Origin of the sequence: Burkholderia sp. Ax-1724 (genome assembly GCF_011752995.1) — a bacterium.
Classification (GTDB): domain Bacteria; phylum Pseudomonadota; class Gammaproteobacteria; order Burkholderiales; family Burkholderiaceae; genus Paraburkholderia.
This window is the reverse complement of the sequence record NZ_VWWL01000007.1, coordinates 263,682-289,629: the sequence shown is the minus strand read 5'-3', so window position 1 is coordinate 289,629 and position 25,948 is coordinate 263,682. Positions and strand designations below refer to the sequence as shown.

General features: G+C 64.9%; 22 protein-coding genes. 15 read left to right on the top strand and 7 right to left on the bottom strand.

Annotation, left to right across the window (positions count from 1 at the left end; all coding sequences use genetic code 11):
• Nucleotides 1–39 precede the first annotated feature (39 nt).
• From F3J19_RS11795 to purN, 3 genes are all read right to left on the bottom strand, one after another.
• Nucleotides 40–1,449: a mechanosensitive ion channel domain-containing protein gene (locus F3J19_RS11795; protein ID WP_167041140.1), complete on the bottom strand. Its 1,410-nt coding sequence runs from the start codon at nt 1,447–1,449 to the stop codon at nt 40–42.
• 72 nt (nt 1,450–1,521) lie between these two features.
• On the bottom strand, nt 1,522–2,781 hold the full coding sequence (locus tag F3J19_RS11790; protein WP_167041137.1) for an RsmB/NOP family class I SAM-dependent RNA methyltransferase: 1,260 nt from the start codon (nt 2,779–2,781) through the stop codon (nt 1,522–1,524).
• A complete protein-coding gene (gene purN / locus F3J19_RS11785) occupies nt 2,778–3,431 on the bottom strand; it encodes a phosphoribosylglycinamide formyltransferase (RefSeq protein WP_167041134.1) in 654 nt (217 codons plus the stop codon). Before purN ends, F3J19_RS11790 begins: the two co-directional genes overlap by 4 nt.
• Nucleotides 3,432–3,569: 138 nt before the next feature.
• Between purN and F3J19_RS11780 the strand changes: the two genes are divergently transcribed.
• The 6 genes from F3J19_RS11780 (at nt 3,570) to dut (ending at nt 11,047) form a co-directional block, all read left to right on the top strand.
• On the top strand, nt 3,570–4,565 hold the full coding sequence (locus F3J19_RS11780) for a bifunctional riboflavin kinase/FAD synthetase (RefSeq protein WP_167041131.1): 996 nt from the start codon (nt 3,570–3,572) through the stop codon (nt 4,563–4,565).
• Between the two features lie 166 nt (nt 4,566–4,731).
• Entirely contained in the window at nt 4,732–7,569 is a 2,838-nt protein-coding gene (ileS, locus tag F3J19_RS11775; RefSeq protein ID WP_167041128.1) for an isoleucine--tRNA ligase, read from the top strand.
• Nucleotides 7,569–8,078 (top strand): signal peptidase II, encoded by a 510-nt coding sequence (lspA, locus tag F3J19_RS11770; RefSeq protein WP_167041125.1) that lies wholly within the window; start codon nt 7,569–7,571, stop codon nt 8,076–8,078. Before ileS ends, lspA begins: the two co-directional genes overlap by 1 nt.
• A 129-nt stretch (nt 8,079–8,207) precedes the next feature.
• Nucleotides 8,208–9,422: a bifunctional phosphopantothenoylcysteine decarboxylase/phosphopantothenate--cysteine ligase CoaBC gene (coaBC, locus tag F3J19_RS11765; RefSeq protein ID WP_167041122.1), complete on the top strand. Its 1,215-nt coding sequence runs from the start codon at nt 8,208–8,210 to the stop codon at nt 9,420–9,422.
• A gap of 84 nt (nt 9,423–9,506) precedes the next feature.
• Nucleotides 9,507–10,523, top strand: a complete 1,017-nt coding sequence (locus F3J19_RS11760) for an LLM class flavin-dependent oxidoreductase (RefSeq protein WP_167041118.1) — start codon at nt 9,507–9,509, stop codon at nt 10,521–10,523.
• Nucleotides 10,524–10,600: 77 nt separating this feature from the next.
• On the top strand, nt 10,601–11,047 hold the full coding sequence (gene dut / locus F3J19_RS11755; RefSeq protein ID WP_167041115.1) for a dUTP diphosphatase: 447 nt from the start codon (nt 10,601–10,603) through the stop codon (nt 11,045–11,047).
• 181 nt (nt 11,048–11,228) lie between these two features.
• Here dut and clpA read toward each other — a convergent pair whose 3' ends face one another.
• Nucleotides 11,229–13,526, bottom strand: coding sequence for an ATP-dependent Clp protease ATP-binding subunit ClpA (gene clpA / locus F3J19_RS11750; protein ID WP_167041112.1), 2,298 nt, complete (start codon nt 13,524–13,526; stop codon nt 11,229–11,231).
• Nucleotides 13,523–13,837 carry an ATP-dependent Clp protease adapter ClpS gene (gene clpS, locus F3J19_RS11745; protein WP_008919570.1) on the bottom strand — a complete coding sequence of 105 codons (315 nt, stop codon included), beginning with the start codon at nt 13,835–13,837 and terminating at the stop codon, nt 13,523–13,525. The genes clpA and clpS overlap by 4 nt, the downstream gene beginning before the upstream one ends.
• Before the next feature lie 560 nt (nt 13,838–14,397).
• Between clpS and F3J19_RS11740 the strand changes: the two genes are divergently transcribed.
• On the top strand, nt 14,398–14,604 hold the full coding sequence (locus tag F3J19_RS11740) for a cold-shock protein (RefSeq protein ID WP_007180614.1): 207 nt from the start codon (nt 14,398–14,400) through the stop codon (nt 14,602–14,604).
• Here the strand turns inward: F3J19_RS11740 and F3J19_RS11735 are convergent.
• A complete protein-coding gene (locus F3J19_RS11735; protein ID WP_167041109.1) occupies nt 14,589–14,864 on the bottom strand; it encodes a hypothetical protein in 276 nt (91 codons plus the stop codon). The two genes, F3J19_RS11740 and F3J19_RS11735, sit on opposite strands and share 16 nt — an antisense overlap.
• 3 nt (nt 14,865–14,867) lie before the next feature.
• Nucleotides 14,868–16,124 (bottom strand): NADP-dependent isocitrate dehydrogenase, encoded by a 1,257-nt coding sequence (gene icd, locus F3J19_RS11730; RefSeq protein ID WP_167041106.1) that lies wholly within the window; start codon nt 16,122–16,124, stop codon nt 14,868–14,870.
• A gap of 432 nt (nt 16,125–16,556) precedes the next feature.
• Here icd and F3J19_RS11725 point away from each other — a divergent pair, with 432 nt between their 5' ends.
• The 8 genes from F3J19_RS11725 (at nt 16,557) to F3J19_RS11690 (ending at nt 25,913) form a co-directional block, all read left to right on the top strand.
• On the top strand, nt 16,557–17,126 hold the full coding sequence (locus F3J19_RS11725; protein WP_167041103.1) for a pseudouridine synthase: 570 nt from the start codon (nt 16,557–16,559) through the stop codon (nt 17,124–17,126).
• A gap of 451 nt (nt 17,127–17,577) precedes the next feature.
• Nucleotides 17,578–17,769, top strand: coding sequence for a hypothetical protein (locus tag F3J19_RS11720; RefSeq protein ID WP_167041100.1), 192 nt, complete (start codon nt 17,578–17,580; stop codon nt 17,767–17,769).
• A 144-nt stretch (nt 17,770–17,913) separates the two neighbouring features.
• Nucleotides 17,914–18,429 carry a DUF192 domain-containing protein gene (locus tag F3J19_RS11715; RefSeq protein ID WP_167041096.1) on the top strand — a complete coding sequence of 172 codons (516 nt, stop codon included), beginning with the start codon at nt 17,914–17,916 and terminating at the stop codon, nt 18,427–18,429.
• A gap of 394 nt (nt 18,430–18,823) precedes the next feature.
• Entirely contained in the window at nt 18,824–20,929 is a 2,106-nt protein-coding gene (gene fusA, locus F3J19_RS11710) for an elongation factor G (RefSeq protein ID WP_167041093.1), read from the top strand.
• A 285-nt stretch (nt 20,930–21,214) separates the two neighbouring features.
• Nucleotides 21,215–21,733: a cupin domain-containing protein gene (locus tag F3J19_RS11705; protein ID WP_167041090.1), complete on the top strand. Its 519-nt coding sequence runs from the start codon at nt 21,215–21,217 to the stop codon at nt 21,731–21,733.
• A 432-nt stretch (nt 21,734–22,165) separates the two neighbouring features.
• A complete protein-coding gene (locus tag F3J19_RS11700; RefSeq protein WP_167041087.1) occupies nt 22,166–23,872 on the top strand; it encodes an ABC transporter substrate-binding protein in 1,707 nt (568 codons plus the stop codon).
• A 77-nt stretch (nt 23,873–23,949) separates the two neighbouring features.
• Nucleotides 23,950–24,963, top strand: a complete 1,014-nt coding sequence (locus F3J19_RS11695; RefSeq protein ID WP_167041084.1) for an ABC transporter permease — start codon at nt 23,950–23,952, stop codon at nt 24,961–24,963.
• Entirely contained in the window at nt 24,960–25,913 is a 954-nt protein-coding gene (locus F3J19_RS11690) for an ABC transporter permease (RefSeq protein WP_205192757.1), read from the top strand. The genes F3J19_RS11695 and F3J19_RS11690 overlap by 4 nt, the downstream gene beginning before the upstream one ends.
• Nucleotides 25,914–25,948: the final 35 nt, after the last annotated feature.

Below are 25,948 nucleotides of genomic sequence, written 5' to 3'. Positions count from 1 at the left end.
GCGGACCGTTTCGGGCGGCGCGGCGGGGCGTCGATCCCGTCAGCGAACGTCGCTCGGGGCGCCGTCCATCGGCCCGAGCGCGGCCTCGGGCAAGGAAGCGGACGCGGCAGCAGGCGCCGCGCCGGGGCCGGTCATAGTTACCGGATGCGGCATAGCGCCGCCCGCCGGTCCGACGATCCGCACTTCGCGTTGCGCGAGCGGAATCGAGATGTCGTGTTCGGAGAACAGGCGCCAGATGTTGCGGTTGATCGTCGAGCGCACGCCCCCCGTGCCGGTCGCCGCGTCGGCGATCCAGAAACCCAGTTCGAGATTGATGCCGTCGGGGCCGAAGCCCACCAGATACGGCGTCGGCACCGGCTCGCGCAAGACGCGCGGCACGTCGTCGGCGGCCTGGACGAGTAGCGCCATGGCCTGCTCGACGTCGGACGTATAGGCGATCTGCACGGCCGCCTTGGCATAGCCGCGCGTCAGGTACGACGACTGGTTCTGCACCACGTCGGTAATGAGCTTTTCGTTCGGAATCAGCGTTTCGATGCCGTCGAGCCCGCGCACGACGGTGTAGCGCGTGCGGATCTGCGTGACCATGCCTTGCAGGCCGCCCGTGCTGATCGTGTCGCCGATCCGCAACGACCGGTCGAGCAGGATGATGAAGCCCGACACGTAGTTGCTCGCGATCTTCTGCATGCCGAAGCCGAGCCCGACCCCGAGCGCGCCACCGAACACGCCGAGCACGGTGATGTCGATGCCGACGATCGACAGGCTGATCAGGATCGCCGCCAGCACGAAAGCCGCCCGGCCGACGCGCGCGACCACGACCTTCAGGTTCGCGTCGAGCGTTTTCGAGCGCATCAGGCGGTCTTCGAACGTCGAGCCGAGCCACATCGCGACGATCATCGTGATGCCGACCCACAGCAGGCCGGTCACGAGCGAGAGCAGCGTCATGTGCGCGTTGGCGACGCGGAACCGCACGCTGCCCATCCACGCGATCACCTCGTCCTGGATGCCCATCAGTGTGAGCACCATGCCGATCCAGACCACCACCGAGACGGTCTTCTCGACGAGGAAAAGCCACGGATGCACGCCGCCGTCGCGGCTGAAGACGCGGCGCGCGAAGAAGAACACGATGTAGATGAGGCCGATGCCGGCAAGCGGCACCAGCGCCAGATCGAGCAGCGCGGTGTGCATGAACTGGCCGGCGATCGCCCGCGCGAGCCACACGAGCGCCGCGCCGAGCAGCGGAAAGGCCGCGCGGTTCAGGCTTTCCATGCCGAAGCGCAGGGTCTGGTAGCGCGGATGCCGCGGGCCGCCGAGGCGGCGGCGCAGCGTGCGCGCAAGCAGCCACGCGACGAGCAGCGTCGCGAGCAGGATGCCGACCTGCCACAACATCACGGGCTGACCGAAGTCGTGCGCGATGTCGCTGAAGCGATGGAAAAAAAGACTCGTCTGCATGATCTCGCCGAAAGCGCCGGCGCGCCGCGACTGCAAGGCAGCCCGCGCACGCCGGCAAAAAGCCGGACGCGCCTAGCTCTGGCGCTCCAGCACGGCGGCGAAGAAGCCGTCGGTGGCGTGACGGTGCGGCCACAGCTTCAGGTAATCGTCCATGTCGAGCTCGATGCGCTGCTCGGCGAGCACGTCGCGCACGGGCACCAGCGCGAAATCGGGATGATCGGCGAGGAACTGCTGCACGATCGCCTCGTTTTCCGCTTCGAGAATCGAGCAGGTCGCATAGACGAGCCGGCCGCCCTTCTTCACGAGACGCGCCGCGCTCGCGAGAATCGACGCCTGCTTCGGCGCCAGCTCGGCAATCGACTCCGGCGACTGGCGCCACTTCAGGTCCGGGTTGCGGCGCAGCGTGCCGAGGCCGCTGCACGGAGCGTCGACGAGCACGCGGTCGATCTTGCCGGCGAGGCGCTTGATCTTCGCGTCGTGTTCGCTGTCGATCAGCACCGGGTTCACGTTCGACAGGCCGCTGCGCGCAAGGCGCGGCTTCAGCTTGGCGAGACGCCGCTCGGAGATGTCGAACGCGTAGAGCCGGCCAGTCGAGCGCATCGCCGCGCCGAGCGCGAGCGTCTTGCCGCCGGCGCCCGCGCAGAAATCGACGATCATCTCGCCGCGCCGCGGCGCGACCAGCGAGCACAGCAACTGGCTACCCTCGTCCTGCACTTCGAGCCAGCCCTGCTGGAACGCGTCGAGCTTCATCAGCGCCGGCTTGCCGACCACGCGCACGCCGAGCGGCGCGAACGGCGTGGCGCCCGCCTCGATGCCGGCCTTCGACAGCGCGCCCAGCACGTCGTCGCGGCTCGCCTTGACCGGATTCGCACGCAAATCGAGCGGCGCCGGGTAGTTCAGCGCGGCGGCCAGTTGCGCCAGCTCGGCGCCCTCGAACTGCGGGCCGAGCGCCTGGCAGATCCAGTCGGGCAGATTCAGGCGAATCCGCAGCGGCAGGCTCTCCGGGTCGATCCTCGACACGTGTTCGAGCCACGTCGCCTCGGCTTCGCTGACGAACGGCTTGAGCGCGTTGCGCCCGACCGTCTGCATCAGGCCGAGCAGCGCCATGCGGCGCGCGGGGTTGCCGGTGCCGCTTTCGGCCAGATGCGCGAACTCCATCCGGCGGCGCAGCACCGCGAACACCGCCTCGGCGATCACGCCGCGCTCGGCGTGCCCGAGCTTCGGATGCGCGCGGAAAAACCGGCTCGTGGTGGCGTCGGCGGGACCGTTGAGCCGCAGCACTTCGGCCAGCAGCGTTTCAGTTTGACCAATCAGGAAACCATGCAATCTCATGCGCCCTCTCCGGCGGGGTGACCGGCAAAGAGCCATTGAGGCTCCGGCGGCGTAAGCGTGACGCGCAGGCCGTCGAGAGCAAGACGCCCTTCGACGAACCAGCGCGCCGCGCGCGGATAAATGATGTGTTCGGTGGTCAGCACGCGTGCGGCGAGCGTCTCGGCGGTGTCGCCCGCCACGACCGGCACCGCCGACTGCGCGACGATCGGCCCGTGGTCGAGCTGCGACGTGACGAAGTGCACCGACGCGCCGTGGAACCGCACGCCGGCGTCGAGCGCCTGCTGATGGGTCTTGAGGCCCGCAAAGCTTGGCAGCAGCGACGGATGCACGTTAAGCATGCGCCCGGCGTAATGGTCGACGAAGCGCGCGGTCAGCACGCGCATGAAGCCCGCGAGCAGCACGAGGTCCGGTGCGAATGCGTCGATCTGTTCGGCGAGCGCCGCGTCGAAGCTGTCGCGGTCGGGAAACTGGCGGTGATCGACCACCGCCGTGGCGATGCCATGCGACGCCGCGAACGCGAGCCCCGCGGCATCGGGACGGTTGGCAATCACGGCGGCGACCCTGGCCGGCCAGCCCTCGCTCGCGCAGGCGCGCACGATGGCTTCCATGTTGCTGCCCCGTCCGGAAATCAGGATGACGAGTTTTTTCATGCGCGGATTTTATCATTCGGCAATCGCCTGACAGCGGCCTCGCAGCCGTGCGCTGCGCCAAGCGTTTATAATCGTTTGTTTTGCGGCACCCTGGCCGCGCCCCTATTGCCACCGCAGCAAGCGCTGCAACCCGTTATCGTGAGAGTCTTCCGCGGTCTTCCCAATGCCGAGAGCCGCGCGCCGTGCGCGCTGACCATCGGCAACTTCGACGGTGTCCACCGCGGCCACCAGGCTCTGCTCGCGCACGTGCGCGCGGCCGCCGACGCCCGCGGCCTGCCCGTCTGCGTGATGACCTTCGAGCCGCACCCGCGCGAATTCTTCAACCCGGCCGGCGCGCCGCCGCGCATCGCGATGCTGCGCGACAAGCTCGAGGCGCTGCGCACCAACGGGGTCGACCGGGTCGTCGTCGAGCACTTCAATCACACGTTCGCGAGCCAGTCGCCGGACTCGTTCGTCGAGCGGATCATCGTCAACGGGCTGCACGCGCGCTGGATCATGATCGGCGACGACTTCCGCTACGGCGCGAAGCGCGCCGGCGATTTCGCCTCGCTGCAGGCGGCCGGCAAGCAGTACGGCTTCGAAGTCGAGCAGATGGCGACCGTCGCCGATCCGTCGGGCGCGCGCATTTCGAGTTCGGGCGTGCGCGCGGCGCTGGTCGCGGGCGACCTCGACGCAGCGCGCGCCGCGCTTGGCCGCGACTACCTGATCAGCGGCCACGTCACGCACGGCATGAAGCTCGGCCGCGATCTCGGCTTTCCCACGCTCAATCTGCCGATCGCGCACAAGCGCCCGGCGCTGGCCGGCATCTTCGTCGTGCAGGTGCACGGCATCGCCGAGCAACCGCTGCCCGGCGTCGCGAGCCTCGGCGTGCGTCCCACCGTCGACGATTCCGGCCGCGTCCTGCTCGAAGTGCATCTGCTCGACTGGCACGGCGACGCGTATGGCAAACTCGTGCGCGTCGAATTTCTGAAGAAGCTGCGCGACGAGGAGAAATTCGTCGATCTCGAAACGCTGACCGCCGCGATCGCGCGCGACGTCGCCAATGCGCGCGCGTGGCTCGCCGCAGCTGGCGCCGGCACGCCGGGCAGCCGTTCCACCGGGTTCGCCACGTCGGCCACCGACCGAATTAGATAACCGCCGCGGTTCGGGCCGGCGCACCGCCCCGCCCGAACCGTCGCCGCGCGCATCGAAGGGCATCGGCATCATGCGAGCCGCCTGCCGGGCGCGTCCCACGCTCCTCGCGCAGCGTGCGCAATCCGCGCCCCGCTGCACATAGAACGAATTCACCGCCATCCACATCATGAGTAACAAGAAAGCCGATTCGAAACCGCAGTCACGCTACCCGGTCAACCTGCTCGACACGCCGTTCCCGATGCGCGGCGACCTGCCCAAACGCGAGCCGCAATGGGTCAAGGACTGGCAGGAACGCAAGGTCTACGAGACGATCCGCGCCGCGTCCAAAGGCCGCAAGAAGTTCATCCTGCACGACGGCCCGCCGTATGCGAACGGCGACATCCACCTCGGCCACGCGGTGAACAAGATCCTCAAGGACATGATCGTCAAGGCGCGCAATCTGGCGGGCTTCGACGCGGTCTACGTGCCGGGCTGGGACTGCCACGGCATGCCGATCGAAATCCAGATCGAAAAGCAGTTCGGCAAGTCGCTGCCGGCGGCCGAGGTGATGCAGAAGGCGCGCGCCTACGCGACCGAGCAGATCGAGAAGCAGAAGGTCGGCTTCCGCCGTCTGGGCGTGCTCGGCGACTGGGACAATCCGTACCGGACGATGAACTTCGCGAACGAGGCCGGCGAAATCCGCGCGCTCGCGAAGATCATGGAAAAGGGCTATGTGTTCCGCGGCCTGAAGCCGGTCAACTGGTGTTTCGACTGCGGCTCGGCGCTCGCCGAAGCGGAAGTCGAGTACAAGGACAAGACCGATCCGACCATCGACGTGCTGTTCAGCTTCGCCGAGCCGGACAAGACCGCGCAGGCCTTCGGCCTCGCCGCGCTGCCGCTCAGCGAAGGCGGCATCGTGATCTGGACCACCACGCCGTGGACCATTCCTGCCAACCAGGCGCTGAACCTGCACCCGGAAATCGTCTACGCGCTCGTCGACACGCCGCGCGGCCTCCTGATCCTCGCCGAGGAACGCGTCGAGGCGTGCCTCAAGCTCTACGGCCTCGAAGGCACCGTCATCGCGACCACGCCGGGCGCGAAGCTCGTGAATCTGCGCTTCAACCATCCGCTCGCGTCCGCGCATCCAGCTTACAAGCGCACCGCGCCGGTCTATCTCGGCGACTACGTGACGACCGAAACCGGCACCGGCGTCGTGCACTCGTCGCCCGCCTACGGCGTGGAAGACTTCGTGTCGTGCAAGGCGCACGGCATGTCGGACTCGGACATCATCAACCCGGTGATGGGCGACGGCCGCTACATCGAATCGCTCGCGCTGTTCGGCGGCCTGTCGATCTGGGCGGCCAATCCGCAGATCGTCGAGGCGCTGCAAGGCGCCGGCTCGCTGCTGCGCACCGAGAAGTACACGCACAGCTACATGCACTGCTGGCGCCACAAGACGCCGATCATCTATCGCGCCACCTCGCAGTGGTTCGCCGGCATGGACGTGAAGCCGAACGACAGCGACAAGACGCTGCGCGAAACCGCGCTCGAAGGCATCGAGAACACGGCCTTCTATCCGTCGTGGGGCAAGCAGCGCCTCTTCAGCATGATCGCCAACCGCCCTGACTGGACGCTGTCGCGTCAGCGCCAATGGGGCGTGCCGATGGCGTTCTTCGTGCACAAGGAAACCGGCGAGCTGCATCCGCGCACGCTCGAACTGCTCGAACAGGTCGCGCAGCGCGTCGAGCAGGCGGGCATCGAGGCGTGGCAGACGCTCGATCCGCGCGAGCTGCTCGGCGACGACGCGAATCTGTACGAAAAGAACCGCGACACGCTCGACGTCTGGTTCGACTCGGGCACCACGCACTGGCACGTGCTGCGCGGCTCGCACAAGGACGAGCTGCAGTTCCCGGCCGACCTGTACCTCGAAGGCTCGGACCAGCATCGCGGCTGGTTCCACTCGTCGCTCCTGACCGCTTCGATGCTCGACGGCCGTCCGCCCTACAACGCGCTGCTCACGCACGGCTTCACCGTCGACGGCGAAGGCCGCAAGATGAGCAAGTCGCTCGGCAACGGTATCGATCCGCATGAAGTGGCGAACCGCCTCGGCGCGGAAATCATCCGCCTGTGGATCGCCTCGACCGACTACTCAGGCGAACTCGCGATCTCCGAGGAAATCCTCAAGCGCGTGACGGAAAGCTATCGCCGCATCCGCAACACGCTGCGCTTCCTGCTCGCGAATCTGTCGGACTTCGACTTCGCGCAGCACGCGCGTCCGGTCGAAGACTGGCTCGAAATCGATCGTTACGCGGTGGCGCTCTCGGCAAACCTGCAGAACGACATCCTCGCGCACTACGAAAAGTACGAGTTCCACCCGGTCGTCGCGAAGCTGCAGACGTTCTGCTCGGAAGACCTCGGCGGCTTCTACCTCGACGTGCTGAAGGACCGCCTCTACACCACGGCGGCCGATTCGGTCGCGCGCCGCTCGGCGCAAACCGCGCTCTACCACATCGCGCACGGTCTGCTGCGTCTGATGGCGCCGTTCCTGTCGTTCACCGCCGAAGAAGCGTGGAAGGTGTTCCAGCCGGATAGCGAAACCATCTTCACCGAGACCTACCACGCGTTCCCGGCCATGCCGGACGCGGGTGCGCTGCTCGACAAGTGGACGCTGCTGCGCGCCGCGCGCGGCGACGTGACGAAGGCGCTCGAAGAGGCCCGCGTGGCGAACCTGATCGGCTCGTCGCTGCAGGCCGAAGTCGAAATCCGCGCGAGCGGCGCGCGTTACGACGCGCTCGCGAGCCTCGGCGAAGACCTCAAGTTCGTGCTGATCACGTCGGCGGCGAAGGTCGTGAAGGTGGACAGCGAAGCGGACGAAAGCGTCGAGGTGATCGCCTCGAAGTATCTGAAGTGCGAGCGCTGCTGGCACTATCGCCCGGACGTCGGCACGATCGCCGAGCATCCGTCGCTGTGCGGCCGCTGCTTCAGCAATCTGTTCGGCAATGGCGAAACGAGGAGCGCGGCATAATGGCGGGAAGCATCTCGAAAACATCGGCCCGAAGCGGCTCGCTGGCCCCTTGGCTCGGCATCGCGCTGATCGTCATCCTGTTCGACCAGTTGACGAAAATCGCGGTCCGCAAGGTGTTCGCCTACGGTGTGCCGCACGAGATCACGCCGTTTTTCAACCTGATCCTCGTGTACAACCGCGGCGCCGCGTTCAGCTTCCTCGCGATGGCGGGCGGCTGGCAGCGCTGGGCGTTCACCGCGCTCGGCGTGGTCGCCGCGCTCGTGATCTGCTATCTGCTCAAGCGGCATAGCGGGCAGAAAATGTTCTGCACGGCGCTCGCGCTGATTCTCGGCGGCGCGCTCGGCAACGTGATCGACCGGCTCGCCTACGGCCACGTGATCGACTTTCTCGATTTCCACGTGGGCGGCTGGCACTGGCCGGCGTTCAATCTCGCCGACAGCGCGATCACGATCGGCGCGATCCTGCTCGTGATCGACGAGCTACGGCGCGTGCGCGGTTCATCACGCTGACGCCACCGACGCGAGGCACGGCCGCGCGGCGCGTCGGGTTTGAAACGCACGGCAGCGGCAACGGGTGACGGGTAACACCACCGCGCCCTTGCGCCGCCGGGCGCCATCATGCTTTGTCGGAGGCTTTCGTTGGCAACCGCAGAACTCGCAGGCAAACACCTCGTCCTCGGCATGACGGGCGGCATCGCCTGCTACAAGATCGCCGAACTCACGCGTCTGCTGACCAAGGCGGGCGCGACCGTGCAGGTCGTCATGACCGAAGCGGCCACCCAGTTCATCACTCCCGTCACGATGCAGGCGCTCTCGGGCCGGCCCGTCTACACGAGCCAGTGGGACGGTCGCGTGCCGAACAACATGGCGCACATCGATCTGTCGCGCGAAGCCGACGCGATCGTGATCGCGCCCGCCTCGACCGACTTCCTCGCCAAACTCGCGCACGGCATGGCCGACGATCTGCTCTCGACGCTATGTGTCGCGCGCGACTGCCCGCTGCTCGTCGTGCCGGCGATGAACCGGCAGATGTGGCAGAACCCGGCCACGCAACGCAACGTCGCGCAACTGCGCGCGGACGGCATCGAGGTGCTCGGCCCCGATTCGGGTCCGCAGGCCTGCGGCGAAGTGGGCGACGGGCGCATGCTCGAAGCAGCCGCGACCTATGAAGCGATCGCGTCGTTCTTCGCGCCGAAAATCCTCGCCGGCCGCCGTGTGCTGCTGACCGCCGGGCCGACCTTCGAGCCTCTCGATCCGGTGCGCGGCATCACGAACCGTTCGAGCGGCAAGATGGGCTTCGCGCTCGCGCGCGCCGCGCAGCAGGCCGGCGCCGAGGTACACCTGGTGGCCGGTCCGGTCGCCCTCGAAACGCCGTGGGGCGTGTTCCGCGAAGACGTGCAAACCGCGCAGCAGATGCACGACGCGGTGATGCGGGCTGTCGCCGACGCGGACGTGTTCATCGGCGTCGCCGCCGTGGCCGACTGGCGCGTCGATCACGTCAGCGAACAGAAGATCAAGAAGACCTCCGAGCGCACGCTGCCGAGCTTCTCGTTCGTCGAGAATCCGGACATCCTCGCCGCGGTCGCCAAGTTGCCGAAGCCGCCGTTCACGGTCGGTTTCGCCGCGGAAAGCGGCAACCTCGAAGTCCACGGCGAGGAAAAGCGCGCGCGCAAGAACGTGCCGCTGCTGATCGGCAACCTGGGCCCGCTGACGTTCGGGCTCGACGACAACGAAGTGATCCTGTTCGAAGCAGGCAACGCCACCAGACTGCCGCGCGCCGACAAGCAGACGCTCGCGCGCGCGCTGATCGCCGAGATCGCCGGGCGCCTGCCCGACACCGGCCCGGGGCGCTGAAGGCAAACGGCGGCGAGCCCGCGTGGCTGCCGTCGGCGCTGACTACGCTGACTCGTGGCCGGAATCATCTGGAGCACTACTGACATGACGCTACTTTCCGTGCTCGATCAAACGCCGGTGATCTCCGGGCACTCGGTGGCGGACGCCATCGCCGCCACGGTCGAACTCGCGCAGCTCGCCGACGACCTCGGCTACACGCGCTACTGGTGCGCCGAGCACCACGGCCTGCGCGGCGTGTCGAACCCCTGCCCCGAAGTGATGCTGGCGCGCCTCGGCAGCGTGACGAAACGTATTCGCCTCGGCTCCGGCGGCGTGATGCTGCCGTACTACAGTCCGTTCAAGGTCGCCGAGCAGTTCATGATGCTCGAAGCGCTGTTCCCGAACCGTATCGACCTCGGCGTCGGACGCGCGCCGGGCGGCGATATGCGCACCGCGCAGGCGGTGGCCGCCGGCGCCTACAATCGCGGCGAAATTTTCCCGCAGCAGGTTGCCGATCTGCTCGGGCTCATGCACGGCACGCTCCCCGCCGATCACCTCGCGCAAGGCGTGCTGCTGCAACCGCAAATCGATACGCGCCCGCAACTGTGGATGCTCGGTTCGAGCGAATTCGGCGGCCTGCTCGCGGCGCAGCTCGGCATTCGTTTCTCGTTCGCGCATTTCATCAATGCGCATTTCGGCAGACAGGTCGCGCTCGCGTATCGCGAGCGTTTCCAGCCGAGCGCGGAAGCGTCGCAGCCGTATCTCGCCGCGGCGGTTTTCGTGATCTGCGCCGACACCGACCAGGAAGCCGCCGACCTCGAAAAAGCCGTCGATCTGCGCCGCGTGCAAATGGCGCACGGCCTGAACGAGCCGATTCCGACGATCGAACAAGGCGTCGCGCAGGAGTACGGCGAGCGCGAACGGCTCGTGATCGACCGCGAAAAACCACGCAGCATTATCGGCACGCCGGAGCGCGTCACCGAGCGGCTCGCGGATTTGCAGGAGCAGTTCCAGGCCGACGAACTGATGGTGCTCACGGTCGCCGGCAGTTATCGCGCGCGGCTGCGCTCCTATGAACTTCTCGCCGAGGCGTTCCAGCTCGGCTCGCATCCGGCGGCTTGACGGGCGGCACCTCCGTGCCCCTGCCCGCCGTCCATCCCAACGACCACGACAACCCCAACATTCCCGATCGAACCCGAATGAAACTCGACCTGAAGATTCTCGATGAGCGCATGCGCGAACAGCTTCCCGCCTACGCGACGACCGGCAGCGCCGGCCTCGATCTGCGCGCCTGCCTCGACGAACCGCTGACGCTGAAACCGGGCGAAACCGCGCTGGTGCCGACCGGCCTCGCGATTCACGTCGGCGATCCCGGTTATGCGGCGCTGATTCTGCCGCGCTCGGGTCTCGGGCATAAGCACGGCATCGTGCTCGGCAATCTGGTCGGCCTGATCGATTCCGATTACCAGGGGCAACTGATGATTTCGACGTGGAATCGCGGCGCAACGACGTTCGTGCTGAATCCGATGGAACGCCTCGCGCAACTGGTGATCGTGCCGGTCGTGCAGGCCGAGTTCAATATCGTCGATGACTTCGAGGAAAGCGCGCGCGGCGCGGGCGGATTCGGCAGCACCGGCAAGCATTGATTGCCTGATTGCCGCGGTGCGACACGGCTGCCGCGTTTTTCAGCGCACCCGGCTAGCGGAAAACCGGAGCGTAAACGGAGCATAAAAAAACGGCGCGGGATAAAACCCGCGCCGTTCTGCTTCTGGCCTTTGGTCGTTTAGCCGGCTTGACGCCACACCGGCCACGCCGACCTCACCAACATCACTCCACTTCCACCGCTTCCGGATTCGGATTGCGCGGCGCCGGATGCTCGTCGAAGGTCAACTGCACCTTGTCTTCGGCATCGACGTCGACCGTCACCCGGCCGCCGTTCATCAGCTTGCCGAACAGCAATTCGTCGGCGAGCGCGCGCCGGATCGTGTCCTGGATCAGACGCTGCATCGGCCGCGCGCCCATCAGCGGATCGAAGCCGTGTTTCGCGAGGTGCTTGCGCAGCGCGTCGGTGAAGAGCGCGTCGACCTTCTTCTCGTGCAACTGGTCTTCGAGCTGCATCAGGAACTTGTCGACCACGCGCATGATGATTTCCTCATCGAGCGAGCGGAAGCTGATCGTCGCATCCAGACGGTTACGGAACTCCGGCGTGAACATGCGCTTGATGTCGACCATCTCGTCGCCCGCCTCGCGGCGGTTCGTGAAGCCGATCACCGACTTGCCCATCGCCTCGGCGCCCGCGTTCGTCGTCATGATGATGATGACGTTGCGGAAGTCCGCCTTGCGGCCGTTGTTGTCGGTCAGCGTGCCGTGGTCCATCACCTGCAGCAGCACGTTGAAGATGTCCGGATGCGCCTTCTCGATTTCGTCGAGCAGCAGCACGCAATGCGGCTTCTTCGTGATCGCTTCGGTCAGCAGGCCGCCCTGGTCGAAACCGACGTAGCCCGGCGGCGCGCCGATCAGCCGGCTCACCGCATGACGCTCCATGTATTCCGACATGTCGAAGCGGATCAGCTCGATGCCGAGCGTGAACGCGAGCTGCTTCGCCACTTCCGTCTTGCCGACCCCGGTCGGACCCGAGAACAGGAACGCGCCGATCGGCTTGTCGAGCTTGCCGAGGCCCGCGCGCGCCATCTTGATCGCGGCCGACAGCGCGTCGATGGCCGGGTCCTGCCCGAACACCACGCTCTTGAGGTCGCGGTCGAGCGTCTGCAGCTTGCTGCGATCGTCCTGCGACACGCTTTGCGCCGGCACGCGCGCGATCTTCGAGATAATTTCCTCGATCTCGTTCTTGCCGATCGTCTTCTTCTGCTTCGACTTCGGCAGAATGCGCTGCGCCGCGCCCGCTTCGTCGATCACGTCGATCGCCTTGTCCGGCAGGTGGCGGTCGGTGATGAAGCGCGCCGACAGCTCAGCCGCCGCCGACAGCGCACCCGACGAATACTTGACACCGTGGTGCTCTTCGAAGCGCGACTTGAGCCCGCGCAGGATCGCCACCGTCTGCTCGACGGTCGGCTCGGTCACGTCGACCTTCTGGAAACGACGCGACAGCGCCGCGTCCTTCTCGAAGATGCCGCGATATTCGGTGAACGTGGTCGCGCCGATGCACTTCAGCGTGCCCGACGAGAGCGCCGGCTTCAGCAGGTTCGAGGCATCGAGCGTACCGCCCGACGCGGCGCCCGCGCCGATCAGCGTATGAATTTCGTCGATGAACAGAATCGCGTGCGGACGCTCCTTCAATTCCTTCAGCACCGTCTTCAGGCGCTGCTCGAAGTCGCCGCGATACTTGGTGCCCGCAAGCAGCGCGCCCATGTCGAGCGAATACACCTGCGCATCCGCCAGAATGTCCGGCACTTCGCCGCGCGTGATGCGCCAGGCGAGCCCTTCGGCGATCGCGGTTTTACCGACGCCCGCCTCGCCGACCAGCAACGGATTGTTCTTGCGCCGGCGGCACAGCACCTGTACCACGCGCTCGACTTCCGACTCGCGCCCGATCAGCGGATCGATGCGGCCGTCCTTCGCCATCTGGTTCAGGTTCTGGGTGAACTGGGCGAGCGGCGTTTCTTTCTGCGCGGCGGCCTCGTCGGCCTCGGCGTTCGCGTCGCTCGCTTTCGCGGCGTCCGAACTGCTCGTCTTGGCGATGCCGTGCGAGATGAAATTGACCACGTCCAGGCGCGTGACGCCCTGCTGCTGCAGGTAGTACACCGCATGCGAGTCCTTCTCGCCGAAGATCGCGACCAGCACGTTCGCGCCGGTCACTTCCTTCTTGCCGTTCGAGGTGGACTGCACATGCATGATCGCGCGCTGGATCACACGCTGGAAACCCAGCGTGGGCTGCGTATCGACGTCGTCCGTGCCCGGCACGGTCGGCGTGTTGTCATGAATGAAGTTGCGCAGGTTCTGGCGCAGATCCTCGATATTGGCCGCGCATGCACGCAACACCTCCGCCGCCGTCGGGTTATCCAACAGGGCGAGCAAAAGATGTTCGACCGTTATGAACTCGTGCCTTGCCTGGCGTGCTTCCATGAACGCCATGTGCAGGCTGACTTCCAGTTCCTGGGCAATCATGCTTCCTCCATCACACACTGCAGCGGATGCCCGGCCTGCCGTGCGTGGGTAACGACTTGCTCGACTTTGGTCGACGCGATGTCCCGCGTATAGACCCCACAAACTCCCCTGCCTTCGCGATGAACCTTCAACATGACCTGCGTTGCGGTTTCACGATCTTTATTGAAATATTCCTGCACGATCATCACGACAAATTCCATCGGCGTGAAGTCGTCATTCAGCAGCACTACCTTGTACATGGACGGCGGCTTGAGTTTCTGCTCCTGCCGCTCCAGTACGGTGCCGTCCTGCTTGTCCGGGATAATCGCCATACACCCATTCTAAACAACTAGGACAGGCCCGCAATCCTGTCAAAACCCGGCCAGCGGCCGATGCCCCCGTTCGCTGCGGACAGCCGGTCATGACTTCGTCATGACCGCCCGCGCCCGCGCGTTGTCGACGGGCCGATTGCGGAGCCGGCCCCTATCCTGTGATGCCGCGCGATGTTGCTGCGCCGCGGTCGGATCGAGTATCGCATAACCTGCCGGAGCCGGTGGGGGGCACGCGCCGCGGGCACTCCCGGCGGCCCGGCCCCAGTCCAGCATGTGAGTCGATTATGCGACTTTTCAAGACGCGACGCTTGCGCAACCGCACATAACGGAAGCGGGAAAAACCCCTGGAAAGCAGCCTGTTTGCAATGCGACAACGGCGTCTCAAAATTTTCTTGACACTCGAATAAAGAGCCTCAACAATCAAGCTGGCACTTTTTTCACCAAGCCATAATTTCGAAAAAATGCCGATGGTGAGCTTGTGAGGAGGGAGCGGCTGCCTCGTGTGGTCGTGGCTTTTCGAGGGGCTCGTGGTGGTCACATGAGTAACAGGGGAAGTTGGAATGGCAACTGGTACGGTCAAATGGTTTAACGACGCAAAGGGTTTCGGATTCATCACGCCTGACGAGGGTGGCGAGGATCTGTTTGCACACTTCTCGGCCATCCAGATGAATGGCTTCAAGACGCTGAAGGAAGGCCAGAAGGTCACCTTCGAAGTCGTGCAAGGCCCGAAAGGAAAACAGGCTTCGAACATTCAGGCACCTGCCTGAGGCGGTTCGTCCCCGTCCTTTTTGAAACCCGGCTGCACGCCGGGTTTCTTTTTATGCGGTGCGATTCGGTGTTGAGAAGCGATGCAAAAAAACGATGCTGAAAAGCGGCGCTGAAAATCCAGCGTCATTCGATACCGGCCGCCGCCGATATTCCGGCCGTAAAAAACCGGATACGATTTCCAGAAAAATACCCCGGCCGCGTAATCGCGCCGGGGTATTCCAGTCAAGCCATTAATGCGCGCTGGATAATTCCAGCGCATGAATTACATATTCTCGATCATCACCTGCCCAAATCCTGAGCACGATACCTGGGTCGCGCCTTCCATCAAGCGCGCAAAATCGTAAGTGACACGTTTTTGCAGGATCGATTTTTCCATCGAGCCGATAATCAGGTCCGCCGCCTCGAACCAGCCGAGATGGCGCAGCATCATTTCCGCCGAGAGAATTTCCGAACCCGGATTCACGTAATCCTTACCGGCGTATTTCGGCGCGGTGCCATGCGTCGCCTCGAACATCGCCACCGAATCCGACAGGTTCGCGCCCGGCGCGATGCCGATGCCGCCGACCTGCGCGGCGAGCGCGTCCGAAACGTAGTCGCCGTTCAGGTTCAGCGTCGCGATCACGTCGTATTCGGCCGGGCGCAGCAGGATCTGCTGCAGGAACGCGTCGGCAATCACGTCCTTCACGACGATGTCGCCGCCCGTCTTCGGATTCCTGACCTTCATCCACGGGCCGCCGTCGATCAGCTCCGCGTTGAATTCCTTCTGCGCGAGCGCATAGCCGTAGTCGCGGAACGCGCCTTCGGTGAACTTCATGATGTTGCCCTTGTGCACCAGCGTGACCGACCGGCGCTCATTGTCGATCGCATACTGGATCGCCTTGCGCACGAGACGCTCGGTGCCTTCGCGCGACACCGGCTTGATGCCGATGCCCGACGAATCCGGGAAGCGGATCTTCTTCACGCCCATTTCTTCGCGCAGGAACTTGATGACCTTCTTCGCCTGCTCCGATTCGGCCGCCCATTCGATGCCGGCGTAGATGTCTTCCGAGTTCTCGCGGAAGATCACCATATTGGTTTTCTCGGGCTCGCGCACCGGCGACGGCACGCCCTTGAAGTACTGCACCGGCCGCAGGCACACATAGAGGTCCAGCTCCTGGCGCAGCGCGACGTTCAGCGAGCGGATGCCGCCGCCGACCGGCGTGGTGAGCGGCCCCTTGATCGAGACGATGTATTCCTTCACCGCCTGCAGCGTTTCTTCGGGCAGCCACACGTCCGGGCCGTACACCTTGGTCGCCTTCTCGCCCGCGTAGATTTCCATCCAGTGGATTTTCTTCTTGCCCGCGTACGCCTTCCCGACCGCCGCGTCCACGACCTTGATCATGACCGGCGTGATGTCCAGACCGGTGCCGTCGCCCTCGATAAACGGGATGATCGGCTGGTCGGAGACATTGAGCGAGAAATCGGCGTTGACAGTGATCTTGTCGCCACCGGTCGGAACCTTGATGTGCTGATACGGCATGATCGGACTCCAGTGAAAGCTGTGAAAAGCTGATGGGAGACTGCGAAAGGGGGCGCCCCTCGCCGCGCAATGCCGGACGCTCGCGAGCGGCCTGGCCGTTATTCTAGCCCACGCCTCGCGCGCGTCGAAACGGCCATGGCTCGGGGTTTTCCAACATGGACGAACGCGGCTGCGAGCCTCACTCTTCTATAAGACATAAGAATGGCGATGCCGGTTTATGCATTATCATCGCGCCATCCCTAACCGGACCCTGAGCGCAACGGCCGGCGCCCGCGATGCGGCCGGCTGCCGTCGCCGAAACTTCACGCGGCACGATCGGCACATCGTGTGACGTTGCCGCGACGTGCGTTGACGTGCATGAGCGTGCATTGGCGCGCTTCGATACGTTTCGATACGCCGCCGCGCCCTGGTCCGCCGACTCTTCTTTCCCGTATGCGCCTTCTCGCCCTGAACAAGCCGTTCGGCACCATCTGTCAATTCTCGCCGCATGAAACGCGTGCCTCGCTCGCCGACTGGGTCAAGGTGCCCGGCGTCTATCCGGCGGGCCGGCTCGATTCCGATAGCGAAGGCCTGCTGCTTCTCACCGACGACGGCGCATTGCAGGCGCGTATCGCCGAGCCGCGTCATAAGCTCGTTAAACGCTATTGGGCGCAGGTCGAAGGCGCGATCGACGAGGTCGCGCTAAAGAAGCTTGCACGCGGCGTCGATCTCGGCGACTACGTGACACGCCCCTGTCGCGCGAATCATATAGAGCCGGCGAGCACGCTATGGACTCGCACTCCGCCGATCCGCCACCGCGCCGCGATCCCGACCACGTGGATCGAACTCGCGATCACCGAAGGCAAGAACCGCCAGGTGCGCCGCATGACCGCCGCGGTCGGCTTTCCGACGCTGCGCCTCGTGCGCGTCGGTGTCGGTGCGCTGGACATTTTTTCGCTGGGTCTCGCGCCGGGAGAGAGCATCGAGTTGCCGGCGAACGCGCCATGGGACGGTATCGTGTAAATGCGCGAATACGGGGGGACGTCATGCGTATCGTGAGTGTTTCACGCTTGCCTCGATTGGCCTAAGCCGTTGTATCGGCAAATAAAAACAGGCGTGAAACCACGCCGTGAAGCAGCCCCGGAAACGTGAAACATGCACGCTCGCGAATGCCGTCGCAAGGGGTCGTCGCCGCAGTCCATCGCGATGAAAATTTTCCGGCGAATTCTCGTCAACCGCTGCGCAACGCGACGCGTTATTCGACGCAGATGCCGCCGAAGCTATCCGGCATTCAGCCTTAAAGACCTTTGCATAAGCCGTTTGCGCGGCGAATACGAAAGTCCGAACGCTAGCAGACGCGTCGAGAAATTTGTTCGATGCGGCTGTCAACCGAAAGGTGGATGGCACGTTTACCGACTTGACTCTACATAAGCCGGGTCATTTGGTTAATTAACTCAAGCTGAGGATCTACACAATGAACAAACTGATCGCCGCTCTGGTCGCTGGCCTCTTCGCAACGGCAGCATTCGCACAAGCTTCGGCTTCGGCAGCTCCCGCAGCTCCGGCAGCAGCTTCGGCAGCCAAGAAGGCCACCAAGCACGCTCACCACAAGAAGGCGCACAAGAAGGCAGCAGCAGCCGCTGCAGCTTCGGCAGCTTCGGAGTAAGTTGCTTGTAAAAACGCAGTCAAGAACTCGCTTCATTGCCGTTCTTACGGCGTTGTAAGGCAGATCACCGCAAGGCGATCTGCCTTTTTGTTTTGCACGCGCTCGCGTAACATGCGCGAGTTAATTTGAGCAAGGAGTCCTGCCGTGCGATTTTCCATGCGCTCGCTGATGGCGCGTTTCGCTGTTGCCGTTGCACTGCCGCTCGCGGCCATCTCGTTGGCGGCCACCACCGCCCCCGCCCATGCGCAGCAGATGCCGCCGGGCGCCAAGCAGCCTGGCGAATTTCCGCGCGTCAAGCTGACCGCCGGCATGTTCGTGATCGACGCGGCCGTCGCCGCCAACGATGCGGATCGCGAACAGGGCTTGATGTATCGCACGAATCTCGCGCCGAACGAAGGCATGCTATTCGTGTTCAACGAGAACGCCGGCCACTGCTTCTGGATGAAGAACACGCTGATTCCGCTGTCGATCGCGTTCATGCGTGCGGACGGCACGATCACCGACCTCGACGAGATGCAGGCCGAGACCACCAACAATCATTGCCCGACGCACAACGGCGTGTTCGCGCTCGAGATGAGCAAGGGCTGGTTCGCGTCGAAGGGCATCAAGCCGGGCATGCAGATCCAGGGCTTGCCACCGGTGCCGGGCATCACGCAGTAAGCTGCAATTCTGGCGGCCCCTGCGGCAGCTTGCCGGGCCGCCGGCCGCTCGGGGGGCGCATCTCGGGGGGCGCCCAGGCAGCAACTGAGCACCAACTGGGCGGCACCTCATAGGCACGCCATGGGCATCTCACCCAGCCCTCCCGGCCGCCCCATCGCCGCGACGTTTTCCGGAAAAAGCCGGCGCCCTTCCCAGGCGCCGGCTTTTTTTCGTCCGCGCCGCCTTGCGCGAGCATGCTTGCCGCCCGCCAGCGCGATTCATGCAAAAGACCAACCGACGCGCTATCCTTGTAATCTCGATAAAGCACCACCACATCAAGCAGCACCCAGACTCCCCGGGCGGCCCAACGGTCGCCCGGCATGCGTTTCAGGCGCACCATTCCAAGGAGGTTCACGTGCCCCGCAAGACTCCCATCGAGCGCTACCGGAATATCGGCATCAGCGCTCACATCGATGCCGGCAAAACCACCACCACCGAACGGATCCTGTTCTACACCGGCGTGACCCACAAGATCGGCGAGGTTCACGACGGTGCGGCGACGATGGACTGGATGGAACAGGAGCAGGAGCGCGGCATCACGATCACCTCGGCGGCCACCACGGCGTTCTGGAAAGGCATGGCCGGCAACTACCCCGAGCATCGCATCAACATCATCGACACTCCGGGGCACGTCGACTTCACGATCGAAGTCGAGCGCTCGATGCGCGTGCTCGACGGTGCCTGCATGGTGTACGACTCGGTCGGCGGCGTGCAGCCGCAATCGGAAACCGTGTGGCGCCAGGCGAACAAGTACAAGGTGCCGCGCATCGCGTTCGTCAACAAGATGGACCGCATCGGCGCGGACTTCTTCCGCGTGCAGCGGCAGATCGGCGATCGTCTGAAGGGCGTCGCGGTGCCGATCCAGATTCCGATCGGCGCGGAAGATTATTTCCAGGGCGTGGTCGATCTCGTCAAGATGAAGGCGATCTTCTGGGACGACGACAGCCAGGGCATCAAGTTCGAGTACCGCGACATTCCGGCTGAACTCGCGGCCACCGCGAAGGAATGGCACGACAAAATGGTCGAATCCGCGGCCGAGGCCAATGAAACGCTGCTCGAAAAATATCTCGGCGGCGAGCCGTTGACCGAAGAGGAAATCAAGCACGGCATTCGCGCCCGCACGATTGCCAACGAGATCGTGCCGATGCTGTGCGGCAGCGCGTTCAAGAACAAGGGCGTGCAGGCGATGCTCGACGCGGTGATCGACTATCTGCCCTCGCCGGTCGACGTGCCCGCGATCACCGGCCACGATGAGCACGACAAGGAGATCGAGCGCCATCCGAACGACGACGATCCATTCTCGGCGCTCGCCTTCAAGATCATGACCGACCCGTTCGTCGGCCAGCTGATCTTCTTCCGCGTGTACTCGGGCGTCGTCAATTCGGGCGACACGGTCTACAACGCGATCAAGGAAAAGAAGGAGCGCCTCGGCCGCATCCTGCAGATGCACGCGAACGAGCGCAAGGAAATCAAGGAAGTCTACGCGGGCGACATCGCGGCGGCCGTCGGCCTGAAGGAAGCGACCACGGGCGACACGCTCTGCGATCCTAACCACGTCATCATCCTCGAAAAGATGATCTTCCCCGACCCGGTGATCTCGCAGGCCGTCGAGCCGAAGACCAAGGCCGACCAGGAGAAGATGGGCATCGCGCTGAACCGGCTCGCGCAGGAAGACCCGTCGTTCCGCGTGCAGACCGATGAGGAATCCGGACAGACGATCATCTCCGGCATGGGCGAGTTGCACCTCGAAATTCTGGTCGACCGCATGAAGCGCGAGTTCGGCGTGGAAGCGACCGTCGGCAAGCCGCAGGTGGCGTATCGCGAAACGGTGCGCAACAAGGTCGAGGACGTCGAAGGCAAGTTCGTCAAGCAGTCGGGCGGGCGCGGCCAGTACGGTCACGCGGTGATCACGCTCGAACCGTCGGAGCAAGGCAAGGGCTACGAGTTCGTCGATGCGATCAAGGGCGGCGTGATTCCGCGCGAATTCATTCCCGCGGTCGACAAAGGCATCGTGGAAACGCTGAAGGCCGGTGTGCTGGCGGGCTACCCGGTGGTCGACGTGAAGGTCACGCTGACCTTCGGTTCGTACCATGACGTCGACTCGAACGAAAACGCGTTCCGCATGGCCGGCTCGATGGCATTCAAGGAAGCGATGCGCAAGGCGAAGCCCGTGCTGCTCGAACCGATGATGGCCGTCGAGGTGGAAACACCCGAGGACTTCATGGGCAACGTGATGGGCGATCTGTCGAGCCGGCGCGGCATGGTGCAGGGCATGGAAGACATCGCGGGCGGCGGCGGCAAGCTCGTGCGCGCGGAAGTGCCGCTCTCCGAGATGTTCGGCTACTCGACCTCGCTGCGCTCGGCCACCCAGGGCCGAGCGACCTACACGATGGAATTCAAGCACTACGCCGAAACGCCGAGCAACGTCGCCGAAGCGGTGATCAACGCGAAGAAGCAATGATGCTGGTGGCATTGAGGAGTGCGGCAAGGCAGCCCTTGCCGCGCTTCACCGCAGCCGCAATGCCACCGCCGATACCAACGGCTCGAAGCCCGCTCCCCGTGAGCGGGCTTTTTTTCGGTTCTTCGTCGATGTGCGCGGTCGGGCCCCTGCTGCCCGCCTCGTCACACCACGCGTGCGTGTTCCGAACGTGCCAGAATGTCGAACGGCCATGCAACACCGGCATCGATCAGGCCACGACCGCAGCGCAGGACTCGAACGCGGCACCCACGCCCGCAAGGAGACACCATGAGCCACGAGCACGAACATCCGCATTACCGGGCCGAGCACGAGGCCGCCGCGCAGGTCGACTGGCGCGAGCACGGCGTGAAGGTCATCCGCGGCGATCAGCTCGATGCCAACACCGCGCAGACGCCCGGCATGAATCGCGCCGCCGCGATCAACGCGGCGCGCGTCGGCGCGCAGAAGATCTGGGCAGGCACCGTGACGATCCATCCGAACGCGAAGACCGGCGCGCATCATCACGGCGCGCTCGAAAGCGTGATCTACGTGGTACGCGGCCAGGCACGCATGCGTTGGGGCGAGCACCTCGAATTCACCGCCGAAGCGGGCCCCGGCGACTTCATCTTCGTGCCGCCCTACGTGCCGCATCAGGAGATCAACGCGAGCACCGACGCACCGCTCGAATGCGTGCTCGTGCGCAGCGACAATGAAGCGGTCGTGGTCAATCTGAACATCGACGCGGTCGAACAGCCCGAGACGGTGTACTGGGTCGATCCGATTCACAAGCACCCGCACGATCGCTAAAGCGCGCGGGGGGCAGCCTACAGCGCTTGCGATGCGCGGTGCTTGCTGTCAATCCCGCTGTACGCATGATGCAATCGGTCAGGATTCCAGCGCGTTAGGGGTGATCCATTCGGGCGATCCATTCGCGCTCGCGCCGAACGCCTGCCGCCATGCCGCGCGGCGCTAGCGATCACCGTGGCCCACGCCGTGCTACCGTTGCAGCGACGACACACCACCACGCCGTTATCGGCCGATCGGCAAGCCCACGGCGGCGCAAGCGCGCCGCAGCCGCAAGCAATCGCTTACACTGAAACCGCTTTGCGCAGCATTGCGCTTTCGTCGGGCGCCGAGGCTCGACGCCACGGGCGCTGAAAGCGCGCTGCACCTCGCGCTGTCGCGCGGCTCGCGCGACGTCTTCCGAACCGGCAGCAGAATGGACTGGACACGCCATCGATGAAAACGCCCGCGGACCGACTTCCCGCCCCCCATGCGGAACCTCATGCGCCGCTGCAAGCAGCCCGCCGCACCGCCGACGCCTACGGCAACCATGCCATCGATGAATTCCTGGCCGGCCGCCTCACGCGGCGCGAATTGCTGCGTTACGCGAGCGTGATCGGCCTGTCGCTCGTGGGCGGCGGCCTGCTCGACACGCCGCGTGCCGATGCACAGAGCGCGCAGAACGCACAGGGCACGGCGGCCCCATCGAACCAGACGATCCGCGTCGCGCATCTGACGCCCGCTGGCGCGGTCGACCCGCTCACCGTGACCGACGCGGCGAGCCTCGCGCTGCTGAACCAGACCGGCGAATTCCTGATCGACGACGACGGCGAAAAGCTCATGCTGAAGCCCGCGCTCGCGCTGTCGTGGAAGCCGAACGACAAGGGCGACGTGTGGACCTTCAAGCTGCGCCCGAACGTCAAATTCCACGACGGCCAGCACTTCGGCGCGAAGGACGTGGCCGCCACCTTCGACCGTCTCGCCGATCCGGCCAGCGGCTCGGCCGCGCTCTCGGTATTGAAGGGCGTGCTGTCGAAAGGTGGCGCAAAGGTTATCGACGAATACACGGTCGAGTTCCATCTCGATGCGCCGAACGGCAATTTCCCGTACTACGTTTCCTCGGACAACTACAACGCCGTGATCCTGCCCGCCAACTACGCGGGCAATTACGAAAAGAGCTTTATCGGCACGGGTCCGTTCAGGCTGGAAAAGTATCAGCCGAAGGTCGGCGCATCGTTCGTACGCAATCCCGACTATTGGGGCGAAAAAGCGTTACCGCAACACGTGCAGTTCACCTTCTACGCCGACGAGCAGGCGCAGCTGCTCGCGTTGCAAGGCCATCAGGCCGACGTGATGGGCACCTTCACCGTGCAGGGCGGCGCAGGCATTCTGAACAATCCCGACTACAAGGCGGTCGGCGTGAAGTCGAGCGCCCATCGGCAGATTCATATGCGCAACGATAGCCCGCTCTTCAAGGACAAACGCGTACGCGAGGCGCTTGCGCTGTCGATCGATCGCGACGTGCTGGTGCGCGGTCTCTTCAAGGGCCGCGCTCAAGCCGGCAACGACAGCCCGTTTGCGCCGGTGTTTCCGTCGTCGGATGCAGGTGTGCCGCAACGCAAAATCGACGTCGCGAGGGCGAAGCAACTGCTCGCGCAGGCCGGCGTGCCAAACGGCTTCGACGTCACGCTGACCACCGAAAAATACATGGAGATTCCCGACCTCGCCGTGGTCGTGCAGAACGCGGCGAAAGCGATCGGCGTGCGCATCAACCTGAAGGTCGAAAGCCAGTCGCTCTATTACGGCGCGGGCACCCCCGGCAAATCCGACTGGCTCGACTCGCCGCTCGGCATCACCGACTACGGCCATCGCGGCGTGCCGAACGTGTTCCTCAACGCGCCGCTCACGAGCAACGGCACATGGAACGCGGCGCATTTCAGGAATCCGCAATACGACCGGCTGGTCGCGCAATTCGTCGCGGCGCTCGACCTTGCCACGCAAAGGAAAATCTCCGGGCAGATCCAGACGCTGCTGCTCGACGAAACGCCGGTCATCATTCCGTTCTTCTACGATCAGTTGATCGCGATGCGCAAGGGCGTGAACGGCGTGCGCTTCACCGCGCTCGCGCAACTGTATTTCGACCGCGCGACGCTGAGCGCTTGAGCACATGGCTCGAGTACCCGGCCTGAACACTTAGGCACCGCGCGCTTAGGCACCGCGCGATTTCGCAGGAGTTCACGATGTCGGCCACGGCGTCCCCTTCATCATCGCGAGCGGCGGCACACGGCCATGCGAGCCGTGTCGCGCGTTTTCTCGCGACGCGCGCGGGCCTCTCGCTGATTACGCTGTGGCTGCTGTCGCTGATCGTGTTCGCGGGCGGCCAGTTGCTGCCCGGCGATATCGGCCGCGCGGTGCTCGGCCCGCTCGCCGATGCGCGCGCGGTCGCCGCGCTCAATCACCAGCTCGGCGCGGATCGGCCGCTGCTCACGCAGTACGTCGACTGGATCACGCATGTCGTGCGCGGCGACATGGGACTTTCGTACGCGTATCGCGAACCGGTCGGGCCGTTTATCGCCGACGCGCTCGCGCATTCGGCCAAGCTCGGCTTCCTCGCCTTCATCGTCGTCGTGCCGCTCGGCATCGCGGGCGGCGTGTGGTCGGCGATGCATGCGGGGCGCTGGCTCGATCGCGCGATCAGCATCGCGGGTTTGTCGGCGACGGTGGTGCCGGAGTTCGTATCGTCGATCGTGCTGATTCTGGTGTTCGGCGTGTGGCTGCGCTGGCTGCCGATCGAAGCGTCGTATGCACCCGACGCGAGCGTGTTCGAGCAGTTGAGGCATCTCGTGCTGCCGGTGCTGCCGCTCGTGTTCGTGTTCTTCGGCTATATCGCGCGGATGGCGCGCGCGGGCACCGTCGAAGCGCTCGACGCCGACTACACGCGCACCGCCATCCTCAAGGGCCTGCCGCGCCACGTCGTGATCTGGCGGCACGTGCTGCGCAATGCGCTGCTGCCGACCGTCACGGTAGCCGCAACGCAGCTCGGCTACATGATCGGCGGACTCGTCGTGGTCGAGACGCTGTTCCACTACCCCGGCATCGGCTCGCTGATCTACAACGCGGCCAAGGCGAAGGACTTTCCGATGCTCGAAGCGGGCGTGCTGACGATCGGCGTGGTCTATACGCTTGCGAATCTCGTCGCCGATGCCGTGCATGTGCTGCTCGATCCGCGGCTGCGTGTGAGGAACGGCGAATGAGCGCGACTGTGCCGCCATCGGTGCCACCACCCTCAGTGCCGCCGTCCATGCCGCCGGCTTCGCCTGCGCCGCCCACACCGCCTGTGCCGGGCACGCCCGGCTCCGCATCGCACAACCGCAATCAACCGCGCTATCAACACCTGCTTCTGCTGCTGCGCTCGCCGACCTTCGTCGTGGGCGCGCTAATCGTCGCGTGGTGGATCGGCTGTGCGATGGCCGGGCCGTGGCTCGTGCATCTCGACCCCTACGCATCCGATCCGCTCAACTCGCTCACGCCGCCCGATCGCACGCACTGGTTCGGCACCGATCAGCTCGGCCGCGACGTGTTCTCGCGCGTGATCGTCGGCGCGCGCGACATCCTCACGATCGCGCCGCTCGCGACCTTGCTCGGCACCGCTGCCGGCACCGCGCTCGGGCTCGTCGTCGGCTACTTCGAGGGCTGGGTCGACCATCTCGTGGGCCGCGCGATCGACGCGGTGCTCGCGCTGCCGCTCGTGATCGTCGCATTGCTCGCGCTCGCCGCGCTCGGCGCCTCGAACCTCACGGTGATCGTCGTGATCGGCCTTACGTTCACGCCGATCACCGCGCGCACCGTGCGCGCCGCCGTGTTCGCGGAACGCCATCTCGACTACGTGGCCGCCGCGCAACTGCGCGGCGAACGCGCGCCCTACATCATGTTCGCGGAGATCCTGCCGAACGTGCTGCCGCCGATCGTCGTCGAGGCAACCGTGCGGCTCGGCTATGCGATCTTCGCGGTCGCGACGCTATCGTTCCTCGGCTTCGGCATCCAGCCGCCGTCGGCCGACTGGGGGCTCGCGCTGTCGGAGTCGTACACGCTGATGGCAGGCGGCGCCTGGTGGACCGTCGTGTTCGCGGCGGGCGCGATCGCCTCGCTCGTGGTCGGCGTGAATCTTGTGGCCGACGGCGTGCAGGGCGTGCTTGACCCATAAATGGCCAATGAGAATAACCACTGAGCGAGCGATAA